The sequence below is a fragment of the Pseudomonas sp. 4CAES_32.4 genome (assembly GCF_058136335.1).
This window is the reverse complement of record NZ_CM176882.1, coordinates 4,445,335-4,456,897: the sequence shown is the minus strand read 5'-3', so window position 1 is coordinate 4,456,897 and position 11,563 is coordinate 4,445,335. Positions and strand designations below refer to the sequence as shown.

Below are 11,563 nucleotides of genomic sequence, written 5' to 3'. Positions count from 1 at the left end.
TCTACTTCTAAAAAGCATGCAGATAAGTCCAATCGTGCTCGCAAAAACAAACCCCGCCTAATCAGGCAGGGTTTTTGTCAGCGGTCTTGCGCTTCTTTAGCGTCAGCTTCGGCGTTGCGTTCAGCCACGCGTTTGCGCTCTTCATCGGTCAGTTCGACCTTGTTGGCGGTGTCGCGCAGCATCATCAAACCGCCAACGATCGAGCCGATTGCAACAACCAGAATCAACCAGGCATACCAGGGCATAACGGCTCTCCTTAATGGCAGGTCGGCGGGCGAGGATTTCGCCGTGCGACGCTGCTTACCACTTATGAGCGAAATGACTTCGCAGTGGTTCCATTCTAGGCCGGTTATGTCCGGTACACCCGAAATCCCCTATTGCCCGGTCAGCATCGCATCGGCCGGCGCATTCGCGCGCAACTGGCCAGTCAGCAGGAAGTAGCCGAACCCGACAGCCATAAAGCCGAGGAAGATCAGCCCGATCAACGCATTGAACCAGGCCATCGCCACCAGGCACACAACAGCCAGCACCAACGCGATCATCGGGATCAACGGATAGCACGGCGCACGGAAAGTCCGCTCCAGATTCGGCTCCGATTTACGCAGTTTGAACAGGCTGAGCATGCTCATGATGTACATCACGATCGCGCCGAACACGGCCATGGTGATCATCGCGGCGGTGAGGGTCATGCCGCCGAGGTTGATCAAACCATCGCTATAGATAGCAGCGATGCCGATGATGCCGCCGACAATGATGGCGCGGTGCGGGGTCTGGAAGCGCGACAGTTTCGCCAGCGAGGCGGGCAAGTAACCGGCGCGGGCGAGGGCGAAGAATTGTCGCGAGTAGCCGAGGATGATCCCGTGGAAACTCGCCACCAGCCCGAACAGGCCGATCCAGACCAGCATGTGCAGCCAGCCGGAGTTGTCGCCGACCACGGTTTTCATTGCTTGCGGCAGTGGATCGTTGATGTTGGCAAGGGTGCGCCAGTCGCCGACGCCGCCGGCAAAGAACATCACGCCCATCGCCAGCAGCACTAAAGTCAAAATGCCGCTGATGTAAGCCTTGGGAATCGTGCGTTTCGGGTCCTTGGCTTCTTCCGCCGCCATGGCCGCACCTTCGATAGCGAGGAAAAACCAGATCGCGAAGGGAATCGCCGCGAACATCCCGGCAATTGCTGGTGCGCCAAACACGTCCGACCCGGCCCAGCCATTCAAGGCAAAGTTGCTGAAGCTGAACGCCGGGGCGACCACGCCCATGAACACCAGCAGTTCAGCCACGGCCAGCACGCAGACAATCAACTCGAACGTAGCCGCCAGTTTCACGCCGAGAATGTTTAGTCCCATGAATACGATGTACGCACCGACCGCCGCGTGTTTCGGATCGAGTGACGGAAACTGCACATTCAGATAGGCGCCGATGGCCAAGGCAATGGCCGGTGGCGCGAAGACGAATTCGATCAGCGTCGCCAGCCCGGCAATCAACCCACCTTTTTCGCCAAAGGCGCGGCGGCTGTAGGCGAACGGCCCGCCCGCATGGGGGATCGCGGTGGTCAGCTCGGTGAAACTGAAGATAAAGCAGGTGTACATGGTCGCGACCATGAACGAGGTCACCAGAAAGCCCAGCGTTCCAGCGACACCCCAGCCGTAGCTCCAGCCGAAATATTCCCCGGAAATCACCAGCCCGACGGCGATGCCCCACAAGTGCAGCGTGCCCAGCGTGGGTTTGAGTTGTGTGTTCATGCGCTTGCTCCCTGAACGGTTTGGAAAGCTCGGGGTAGGGCGTGTGCAGTGGGCGTGCCATTGCGGTGAAACAAGTCGTAATAAGTTGAAAGCTGTCGTATCGGGGATGTTCGAGTCGCAGCATTAACGAATCTGTGCGCCATTTGGGTGCGATGCCGATAGGGCCGCCGTCATCGCGGGCAAGCCCGCTCCCACAGTGATCTCGGTCGTTCATCAATATTGCGTACACCCCAACAACCTGTGGGAGCTGGCTTGCCAGCGATGAGGTTGGTGCAAACACCGCCGTAAACCGGCCATAACCCCACTCTTTACGCTTTCTTTATGCCCCGCCGCACCCCTCGCTCTCGTTCCTTTACAGGCTCCTTTCCGACAATCACCCCACACGCGGCAATACGCCGTAACACGGAGATCTTCCATGAGCGTTCTGGACGGGGTGTCACTGCTACTGGCAGTGGGGCTGTTCATTTATCTGTTGGTTGCGCTGTTGCGCGCGGACCGGAACTAGGAGCGGCTATGCACAGTTATGACTATTGGCTGATCCTCGGGTTTTTTGCGTTGGTCTTGCTGCCGGCGCCGTTCCTCGGGCGCTTCTACTACAAGGTGATGGAAGGTCAGCGCACTTGGCTGACGCCGATTCTCGGCCCGGTCGAGCGCGGTTGCTACCGCATCGCCGGGGTAGACTCCGAGGCTGAACAGAGCTGGCAGAAGTACACGCTGGCACTGCTGGCGTTCAACCTTGCCGGTTTCCTCCTGTTGTTTGCGATCCTGTTGTTCCAGGATCACTTGCCGCTGAACCCGCAGAACCTGCCGGGCCAGGAATGGACGCAGGCATTCAACACCGCGGTCAGTTTCATGACCAACACCAACTGGCAGTCCTACAGCGGCGAAGCGACCCTCAGCTACTTGAGCCAGATGGTCGGCCTCACCGTGCAGAACTTCGTCAGCGCCGCCACCGGCCTCGCCGTGCTGGTCGCGCTGTGCCGTGGCATCGGCCGTAAATCGACGAAAACCCTCGGCAACTTCTGGGTCGACATGACCCGCGCCACCCTCTACGGCTTGCTGCCGCTGTGCCTGCTGCTGGCGCTGTATCTAGTCTGGCAGGGCGTGCCGCAGACTTTCGCGCACTATGTGCATGCCGTGACGATGCAGGGCGTTGATCAAGTGATTCCGCTCGGCCCGGCCGCCAGTCAGATTGCGATCAAGCAACTGGGCACCAACGGTGGCGGCTTCTTCGGCGTCAACTCGGCGCATCCGTTCGAGAACCCGACGGCGTGGAGCAACCTGTTCGAAGTCGCTTCGATCATTCTGATTCCGGTGGCGCTGGTGTTCACCTTCGGCCACTACGTCAAGGATTTGCGTCAGAGCCGCGCGATCATCGCCTGCATGCTGGCGCTGTTCCTGATCGGCGGCGCGACCTCGCTGTGGGCTGAATACCAACCGAACCCGACCCTTAACAACGCCGCCGTTGAGCAGACCGCGCCGTTGGAAGGCAAGGAAGCGCGCTTCGGCACCACCGCCACGGTGCTGTGGTCGGTGACGACGACGGCGGCTTCGAACGGTTCGGTCAACGGCATGCACGACAGCCTCAACCCGCTCAGCGGCATGGTCGCGCTGGTCAACATGATGGTCGGCGAAGTGATCTTCGGCGGCGTCGGGGCCGGGCTCTACGGCATGTTGCTCAACGTGCTGATCGCGGTGTTCCTCGCCGGTCTGATGATCGGGCGTACGCCGGAATACCTCGGCAAGAAACTCCAGGCGCGTGAGGTGCAGTTGCTGGTCGTCACGCTGTTGGTGATGCCGGTGGGCGTGCTGGTGCTCGGTGCGATTGCCGCAGCGGTACCCAGTGCTGCGGCGACCATCAGCAACCCCGGCGCGCACGGTTTCAGCCAATTGCTTTACGCCTACACCTCGGCGAGTGCCAACAACGGTTCGGCGTTCGGTGGCCTCAGCGCGAACACGCCGTTCCACAACTTGATGCTGGGTCTGGGCATGTTGATCGGTCGCTTCGGTTACATCCTTCCGGTTCTGGCTTTGGCCGGCAGCCTGGCGATGAAGAAAACCGCACCGATCGGTCAGAACAGTTTCCCGACCCACGGCCCGCTGTTCGTGACCCTGCTGACCGTGACCATTTTGCTGGTGGGCGGCCTGACCTTCCTGCCGACTCTGGCGTTGGGCCCAATCGCTGAACATCTGAGCATGGGCTTCTGAGGACTTATCGATGAATATGCCCGCAATCAAACCCGCCGCCGTCAAGGCGCCGGAACACGCGAAAACCGCGATCTCGGCCCTGTGGCGGCCGGCGCTGGTGCAAGCGTTCGTCAAGCTCGACCCTCGGCAACTGAAGCGTTCGCCGGTGATGCTGGTGGTCGAACTGACAGCGATCTTCACCACCGTGCTGTGCTTTCTTCCCGACGCCGAGGTGCCGACCTTCGTCGCCGCGCAGATCGCCCTGTGGCTGTGGTTCACCGTACTGTTCGCCAACTTCGCCGAAGCCTTGGCCGAAGGTCGCGGCAAGGCCCGCGCCGACAGCCTCAAGGCCGGCAGCGAAGGCCTCAGCGCGCGGCGCAAACAAGCCAATGGCAGCTTTCAAGTGATGCCGGCAGCGAGCCTGCGCAAGGGCGATGTGGTGCGCGTCGAAGCCGGGGAGATGATCCCCGGCGATGGCGAGGTCATCGAAGGCATCGCGGCAGTCAACGAAGCGGCGATCACCGGTGAGTCTGCGCCAGTGATTCGCGAGTCCGGCGGCGACCGCTCAGCCATTACCGGCAACACGCGGCTGGTGTCCGACTGGTTGCTGGTGAAGATCACCGTCAATCCCGGCGAGTCCACGCTCGACCGCATGATCGCCTTGGTCGAAGGCGCCAAGCGCCAGAAAACCCCGAACGAGGTCGCGCTGGATATTCTGCTGATCGGCCTGACCCTGATCTTTCTGTTGGTGGTGGTGACCCTGCAACCGTTCGCCCATTTTGCCAACGGCAGCCTGCCGCTGGTGTTTCTGGTGGCGCTGCTGGTCACACTGATTCCGACCACCATCGGCGGTCTGCTCTCGGCGATTGGTATTGCCGGGATGGATCGTCTGGTGCGCCTCAACGTGATCGCCAAGTCCGGTCGCGCCGTGGAAGCAGCGGGTGACGTGCATGTGCTGCTGCTCGACAAGACCGGCACCATCACCTTCGGTAACCGTCGCTGCAGCGCGGTGTATGCCGCGCCGGGTGTGACGGGGCGTGACTTGGCCGAAGGTGCGCTGTTCGCGTCCCTGGCCGATGACACCGCTGAAGGCAAGTCCATCGTCGAGTACTTGCGCGGTCTGCACCCGCAGCCTGAACCGGCGCCGGAAACCCTGACCGCTGTGCCATTCAGCGCAGAAACCCGTTTGTCCGGCGTCGACTATCAAGGTCGCGTCTACCGCAAAGGCGCGGTGGATTCGCTGCTGAGTTTCCTCGGTCAACAACGTACCGATCTCGCCCCGGCGCTGGCGCGGGAAATCGACAAGATCGCCCAGAGCGGTGGCACGCCGTTGCTGGTCTGTGCCGACGGCAAATTGCTCGGCGCGATCCATCTGAAAGACGTGGTCAAACCGGGCATCCGCGAGCGTTTTGCCGAACTGCGCAAACTGGGGATTCGCACGGTGATGGTCACCGGCGACAACCCGCTCACCGCTGCTGCGATTGCTGCTGAAGCAGGCGTCGATGACGTCCTCGCCGAGGCGACTCCAGAGAAAAAACTCGCGCGCATTCGTCACGAGCAGAACGACGGGCGTCTGGTGGCGATGTGCGGCGACGGCGCCAACGATGCTCCGGCACTGGCTCAGGCTGACGTTGGTATGGCGATGAACGATGGCACACAAGCGGCGCGCGAAGCGGCGAACATGGTCGATCTCGACAGCGACCCGACCAAGCTGCTCGACGTGGTGCAGATCGGCAAGGAATTGCTGGTGACCCGTGGTGCGCTGACGACCTTTTCCATCGCCAACGATGTGGCCAAATACTTCGCAATCCTGCCGGCGCTGTTCGCCTCGATTTACCCGCAACTCGGCGTGCTCAACATCATGCAACTGACCAGCCCGCAGAGCGCGATTCTCTCGGCGATTGTCTTCAACGCCTTGATCATTGTTGTGCTGATTCCGTTGGCGCTGCGCGGTGTGCGGGTACAAGCCGCGAGTGCGGCGGCACTGTTGCGACGCAATCTGCTGATTTACGGGCTGGGCGGGATTCTGGTGCCGTTTGTGGGGATCAAGGCGATCGACATGCTGCTCACGGCGCTGCATCTGGTGTGACCAACCCCTTCGCGAGCAGCCTCGCTCCCCCATTGGCAATGCATGCCTCTGTGGGAGCCAGCCCTGCTGGCGATGAGATCAACTCGTCCCGCTGACTTATTGCGCTATCTGTTTTTTGAATTCGAGGATTATCCAATGTCCACAATGATACGTCCGGCCCTGAGCCTGCTGGTGCTGATGACCTTGGTCACCGGTGTTGCTTATCCACTGGTGGTAACCGGCATTGCGCAAGTCGCATTCCCCGAGCAAGCCAACGGCAGTCTCGTCCACGATGCCGAGGGCAAGGTGCGCGGCTCGTCGCTGATCGCCCAGGATTTCGTCGGGGATGCGTGGTTCCATCCACGGCCATCCGCCGGTGCGTTTGCCACCGTTTCCAGCAGCGCAAGCAACCTGGCGCCGAGCAATCCGGCACTCGCCACGCGGGTGATCGACGACGCCAACAAGTTGCAGGTTCCGGGGCAAGGCCCGGTGCCGCTGGCACTGTTGACCACTTCCGGCAGCGGCCTCGATCCGCACTTGCCACCGGCAGCAATTGCCTATCAACTGGCGCGAGTCGCGGCAGCGCGAAACCTGCCGGTATCGACCTTGCAGCAACTGTTCGATGCGCACATCGAACAGCCGCTGGTGGGGCCGCCGGTGGTGAATGTGCTGGAGCTGAATATGGCCCTGGAAAAACTGTAGATCGGTGGCGCGGCGAATCGCTAGCAGGGCTAGCTCCCACAGAAGAACGCATTCCCCTGTGGGAGCTAGCCCTGCTAGCGATGGCGGCAGTCCTTGCGATAACCAATTTCAGGAAGAGAGAACATCAAGCATGAGCGACTCCGGCCGCGCCGACGCACTGTTAGCAGATCTGCCCCGTGACGGCCGTGGCCGGCTCAAGGTTTTCCTCGGCGCCGCTCCCGGTGTCGGCAAAACCTACGCCATGCTCCAGGCCGCGCACACGCAACTGCGCCAGGGCGTGAAAGTCATCGCCGGCGTTGTCGAAACCCACGGTCGCGCCGAAACCGAAGCGCTGCTTGGCGGCCTGCCACAGCAACCGTTGGTGCGCTCGGAATACCGTGGCGTGATGCTCGAAGAAATGGACCTCGACGGCATCCTCGCCGCCAGGCCGAAACTGGTGCTGGTCGATGAACTGGCCCACAGCAACGCGCCCGGCAGTCGTCACGACAAACGCTGGCAAGACATTCAGGAACTGCTCGCCGCCGGCATCGATGTGTTCACCACGGTCAACGTCCAGCACCTTGAAAGTCTCAATGATCAGGTGCGCGGGATTACCGGTGTGCAGGTTCGCGAAACCCTGCCCGACTGGGTGCTGCAAGAAGCCTACGAACTGCTGCTGATCGACCTGCCGCCGCGTGAATTGCTCGAGCGTCTGCGCGAGGGCAAGGTCTATGTGCCGGAACAGGCGAGGGCGGCCATCGACGCGTTTTTCACCCAGACCAACCTCACCGCCCTGCGTGAACTGGCGATGCAAACCGCCGCCGCACAGGTCGATAACGATCTCGCCCAAGGCTATCGCCAACTTGGTCAGGCCGCGCCGGCGGTGCGCGGTCGATTGCTGGTGGGTGTCGATGGCGATGCGCAGGCCGAGCGCTTGGTGCGCCACGCCAGTCGTGTCGCTCAGCGCCGGCATCTGCCGTGGAGTCTGGTGCACGTCGACAACGGCAGCGTACGTGACGAGCAATCGCGCCTGCGCCTGCAAAGTGCTCAGCAACTGGCCGAACGCCTCGGTGGTGAAGTGGTTCTGCTGCGCGCCGGTGAAGTGGCGAAAACCCTGATCCAGCACGCCGCCGAGCGCCGCGCCAGTCTGGTGTTGGTCGGCCAGTCGCGACCACGTTTGCGGCGGCGTCTGTTTGGTGGCGGTCTGGCGGCGCGTCTGTTGCGTCAGGCCCATGGTCTGGAAATCAACGTTCTCGACAGCGACCAACAACAGCATCAACCACGCCCGCGCAATCCGTTGACGCTGGTGTGGTTCGACTATGCGCTGGCGCTGGTCGCGACGCTATTGGCCAGTGCGCTGGCGTGGGCAGTGTCGAGTGTGTTGCCGCTGCCGAACATCTCGCTGGTGTTCCTCGCGGCCGTGTTACTGGTGGCGGTGCGCAGTAGTCTCGGTCCGGCGCTGGCCTGCGCGGCGTTGTCGTTTCTGACTTACGATTTTTTATTCATTCCGCCGAATTTTTCCTTCAGCATTCAGCGCGAAGAAGACGTGCTGACGCTGCTGTTTTTCCTCTTGATGGCGGCGCTCACCGGCAATCTCGCGGCGCGTCAGCGTCGGCAATTGCAGGCGTTGCGCGACACTCAGGAGGAGACCACCGAGCTGCTCGATCTGTCGCGCAAACTCACCGCCGCGACGGATCGCCAGGCGGTGGTCAGCGCCGCTGCGCAACACCTCAACGGCTGGAGCGACCTGCAACTGTGCTTGCTCAATCGTGACGGCCAGGGCGGCTGGAAAGTCGAGACCGGCGGCCCACTGCAATTCAGCGAAGCAGAACGCGCCGCCGCCGATTGGGCCTGGCAACACGATCAACCCGCAGGCATGGGCACCGGCACGTTGCCGTTCGGACGCTGGTGGTGGTGGCCGCTGTCCGTCGAGGATGGGCCGCTGGCGCTGCTCGGTGTTTGCGCCAAAGAAGGCCAGACCTTGAGCGGCCAGCGTCGCCGTTTGCTCACCGCGTTGAGTCAACCGCTGGCGCAAGCGCTGGCCCGTGCGCAATTGGCCGACGACCTCGAAGCCGCGCGCCTGCATGGCGAAACCGAGCAATTGCGCAGTGCGCTGCTGGCGTCGGTGTCCCACGATCTGCGCACGCCGCTGACCGCCATGCGCGGCAGCATCGACAGCCTGCTGGCGCTGGGCGAGGCAATTGCGCTGGAGGATCGCCGCGAGCTGCTCGAAGGCACCCGCGATGAAGCGGAACGTCTTGATCGCTACATTCAGAATCTGCTCGACATGACCCGTCTCGGCCACGGTGCTCTGAAACTGGCGCGGGACTGGGTGTCACCTGCCGATATCGTCGGCAGTTCGCTCAATCGCCTGCGCGCGGTGCTGGCGCCGTTGCAGGTCAGCATCGAGGTGCCGGCCGAGCTGCCGTTGCTGTTCGTGCATGCGGCGCTGATCGAACAGGCGCTGGTCAACGTGATGGAAAACGCCGCACGCTTTTCACCCGCACACGGCCGCTTGCAAGTTAGCGCGGGAGCGAATGGCCAAGAGATTTACTTCTCGGTCAGCGACGAAGGCCCGGGGATTCCCGAAGACGAGCGCGCGAAGATTTTCGACATGTTCTACACCGCCGCACGCGGTGATCGTGGCGGGCAGGGCACCGGCCTCGGCCTGGCGATCTGTCAGGGCATGGTCGGCGCGCACGGCGGGCGCATCAGCGTGGCCGATGGCATCGATGGACGTGGCACCTGCATCACTTTGCACCTGCCGTTGCAGGCGCAACCGGGAATGGACGATGAAGCCTGAATCCGACTGCGCTACTCTCTTGCCACTCTTTTCTGTTGATGTGAATTCATGAGCCAGACCGCGACCATTCTGGTCATCGACGACGAACCACAGATCCGCAAATTCCTGCGCATCAGCCTCGCTTCCCAAGGCTACAAAGTGCTCGAGGCCGGCACCGGTGCCGAGGGTCTGGCGCAAGCGGCGCTGAACAAACCGGACTTGCTGGTGCTCGACCTCGGCCTGCCGGACATGGACGGTCAACAGGTGCTGCGCGAGTTTCGCGAATGGGCAACGACGCCGGTGCTGGTGCTGTCGGTGCGCGCCAGCGAAGGGCAGAAGGTCGAGGCGCTGGACGGTGGCGCCAACGACTACGTGACCAAGCCGTTCGGCATTCAGGAGTTTCTCGCACGGGTGCGGGCGTTATTGCGTCAAGCGCCAGCGGGGGAGGCGCAGCAAGCCGCACTGAATTTCGGCCCGCTGACGGTGGATCTCGCCTATCGGCGGGTGTCGCTCGACGGTGTCGAAGTGGCGCTGACGCGCAAGGAATACGCGGTGCTGGCGCAACTGGCGCGGCATCCGGGGCGGGTGATCACCCAGCAGCAATTGCTCAAGGATATCTGGGGGCCTACGCACACCGAGGACAGTCATTACCTACGGATTGTGGTGGGACATCTGCGCCAGAAACTGGCAGATGATCCGACGCGGCCACGGTTTATCGTGACTGAGGCCGGGGTCGGTTATCGGCTGATTAATGACAACATTCTTTAGCCATTTGTTGTCCCGGCAGACGCCATCGCTGGCAAGCCAGCTCCCACAGGTTTTTCAGTTGTGATGGAAGTCTGTGTATCACACCGACCACTGTGGGAGCTGGCTTGCCAGCGATGACGGACTGGCAGCCAGCGAAATATCAGCTGCGATCCCCTTGCTCGCTTTCATACCGATCCAGCGTATCCCGCGCAATCTCGCGTCCCAACGCGATCAACTCCGGCGCCTTGTAGAACTCGAAAAACCGGCAAACCCGCTTCGGCACGTTGATCAGGATATCCGGCGGATACCCGGCAATCTTGTATTGCGCCAGCGAGGTCTGCATCACCTCGAAACTCTGGTTGATCAGGTCCAGCAGCGACGCCGGGCCGACGTTGTCGATGATGAACGAGCCGGTCGCCGACTTCGGCGCACCTTCGCGCTCGGGGGCAGCAGCCGGTTGCTGACTCTCGGGTTCGACGCCCTCAAGCCAAGGGTTGATGTCCGCCGCCTCGGCGCGCAGGGCTTCCTGTTCCAGCTTCAACAACTGCTCGGCCTGTTTGCGGCGAAACGGCATCTTCGAGCCCAACGAACTGATCAGACTGTCGAAGCGCGAGCGAAACGCCGGAGGACGCTGGATTACCGGCAATTTGTAATGGCGCTGATTGGTCGAGTTGAGATTGACCGCAATGATCAGATCGCAGTGGCTGGACACCACCGGCACGATCGGCAACGGATTGAGAATGCCGCCATCGACCAGCATGCGGTTGCCTTGCATCACCGGGGTGAACAGGCTGGGAATCGCCGCCGAGGCGCGCATGGCTTGATGCAGGCAGCCTTCCTGGAACCAGATTTCCTGCTGATTGGTGAGGTCGGCGGCGACGGCGGTGTAGGGGATGCGCAGGTCTTCGATGTTGATCTCGCCGACGATCTTGCGGATCTGCCCGAAGACCTTTTCACCGCGAATCGCGCCGAGGCGGAAACTCACATCGACCAGGCGCAACACATCGAGGTAATCGAGGCTTTCGATCCAGTTCTTGTACACATCGAGTTTGCCGGCGGCGTAAATTCCGCCGACCACTGCGCCCATCGAACAACCGGCAATACAGGCGATGTCGTAACCGCGTCGTTCAATCTCTTCAATGACCCCGATATGGGCGTAGCCCCGGGCGCCACCGGAGCCCAGCACCAGTGCGACACGCTTTTTCATCAAACTTCCTCCCGACAAGGTTGCACAATGCACTTATCGCCGGGCCGGCTCAATCGCCAAGGTCGTTGAGTGCGCCGGTGAGGTCGTTTTTTCGATACGGCATGAGCCTTCGGCGCTATGCTTTGGCCCGCGCAGTTTCACGCTGAGGCAAG

9 protein-coding genes are annotated in these 11,563 nt (G+C 61.9%); 6 read left to right on the top strand and 3 right to left on the bottom strand.

The window, feature by feature from the left end:
- Positions 1-77 precede the first annotated feature (77 nt).
- Both AC3Y64_RS19980 and eat read right to left on the bottom strand, forming a co-directional pair.
- Positions 78-245 (bottom strand): DUF2897 family protein, encoded by a 168-nt coding sequence (locus AC3Y64_RS19980; RefSeq protein ID WP_064503201.1) that lies wholly within the window; start codon positions 243-245, stop codon positions 78-80.
- 129 nt (positions 246-374) lie between these two features.
- Positions 375-1,739, bottom strand: a complete 1,365-nt coding sequence (eat, locus tag AC3Y64_RS19975; RefSeq protein WP_489984999.1) for an ethanolamine permease — start codon at positions 1,737-1,739, stop codon at positions 375-377.
- Between the two features lie 415 nt (positions 1,740-2,154).
- On the opposite strand from eat, the gene kdpF reads away from it, so the two are divergent.
- From kdpF to AC3Y64_RS19945, 6 genes are all read left to right on the top strand, one after another.
- Complete coding sequence (gene kdpF, locus AC3Y64_RS19970; protein ID WP_007899818.1) at positions 2,155-2,244, top strand: K(+)-transporting ATPase subunit F; 90 nt, start codon at positions 2,155-2,157, stop codon at positions 2,242-2,244.
- 8 nt (positions 2,245-2,252) lie between these two features.
- Positions 2,253-3,947 (top strand): potassium-transporting ATPase subunit KdpA, encoded by a 1,695-nt coding sequence (gene kdpA, locus AC3Y64_RS19965; protein ID WP_489984998.1) that lies wholly within the window; start codon positions 2,253-2,255, stop codon positions 3,945-3,947.
- A gap of 10 nt (positions 3,948-3,957) precedes the next feature.
- The gene (gene kdpB, locus AC3Y64_RS19960; RefSeq protein WP_489984997.1) at positions 3,958-6,015 is read left to right on the top strand and encodes a potassium-transporting ATPase subunit KdpB; all 2,058 of its coding nucleotides are present in this window, start codon (positions 3,958-3,960) and stop codon (positions 6,013-6,015) included.
- Between the two features lie 135 nt (positions 6,016-6,150).
- A complete protein-coding gene (gene kdpC, locus AC3Y64_RS19955) occupies positions 6,151-6,696 on the top strand; it encodes a potassium-transporting ATPase subunit KdpC (protein WP_489984996.1) in 546 nt (181 codons plus the stop codon).
- Between the two features lie 130 nt (positions 6,697-6,826).
- Positions 6,827-9,478, top strand: coding sequence for a DUF4118 domain-containing protein (locus tag AC3Y64_RS19950; RefSeq protein ID WP_489984995.1), 2,652 nt, complete (start codon positions 6,827-6,829; stop codon positions 9,476-9,478).
- 48 nt (positions 9,479-9,526) lie between these two features.
- Positions 9,527-10,225 (top strand): response regulator, encoded by a 699-nt coding sequence (locus AC3Y64_RS19945; RefSeq protein ID WP_489984994.1) that lies wholly within the window; start codon positions 9,527-9,529, stop codon positions 10,223-10,225.
- A 139-nt stretch (positions 10,226-10,364) separates the two neighbouring features.
- Here the strand turns inward: AC3Y64_RS19945 and AC3Y64_RS19940 are convergent, their stop codons facing one another.
- Complete coding sequence (locus tag AC3Y64_RS19940; RefSeq protein ID WP_158958169.1) at positions 10,365-11,411, bottom strand: patatin-like phospholipase family protein; 1,047 nt, start codon at positions 11,409-11,411, stop codon at positions 10,365-10,367.
- Positions 11,412-11,563 lie beyond the last annotated feature (152 nt).

What these genes read in the sequence shown, in the direction of transcription:
- AC3Y64_RS19980 (WP_064503201.1), bottom strand. Translation starts at nt 245, where the DNA reads ATGCCCTGGTATGCCTGGTTGATTCTGGTTGTTGCAATCGGCTCGATC.
- eat (WP_489984999.1), bottom strand. Translation starts at nt 1,739, where the DNA reads ATGAACACACAACTCAAACCCACGCTGGGCACGCTGCACTTGTGGGGC.
- AC3Y64_RS19945 (WP_489984994.1), top strand. Translation starts at nt 9,527, where the DNA reads ATGAGCCAGACCGCGACCATTCTGGTCATCGACGACGAACCACAGATC.
- kdpA (WP_489984998.1), top strand. Translation starts at nt 2,253, where the DNA reads ATGCACAGTTATGACTATTGGCTGATCCTCGGGTTTTTTGCGTTGGTC.
- kdpB (WP_489984997.1), top strand. Translation starts at nt 3,958, where the DNA reads ATGAATATGCCCGCAATCAAACCCGCCGCCGTCAAGGCGCCGGAACAC.
- kdpC (WP_489984996.1), top strand. Translation starts at nt 6,151, where the DNA reads ATGTCCACAATGATACGTCCGGCCCTGAGCCTGCTGGTGCTGATGACC.
- AC3Y64_RS19940 (WP_158958169.1), bottom strand. Translation starts at nt 11,411, where the DNA reads ATGAAAAAGCGTGTCGCACTGGTGCTGGGCTCCGGTGGCGCCCGGGGC.
- kdpF (WP_007899818.1), top strand. Translation starts at nt 2,155, where the DNA reads ATGAGCGTTCTGGACGGGGTGTCACTGCTACTGGCAGTGGGGCTGTTC.
- AC3Y64_RS19950 (WP_489984995.1), top strand. Translation starts at nt 6,827, where the DNA reads ATGAGCGACTCCGGCCGCGCCGACGCACTGTTAGCAGATCTGCCCCGT.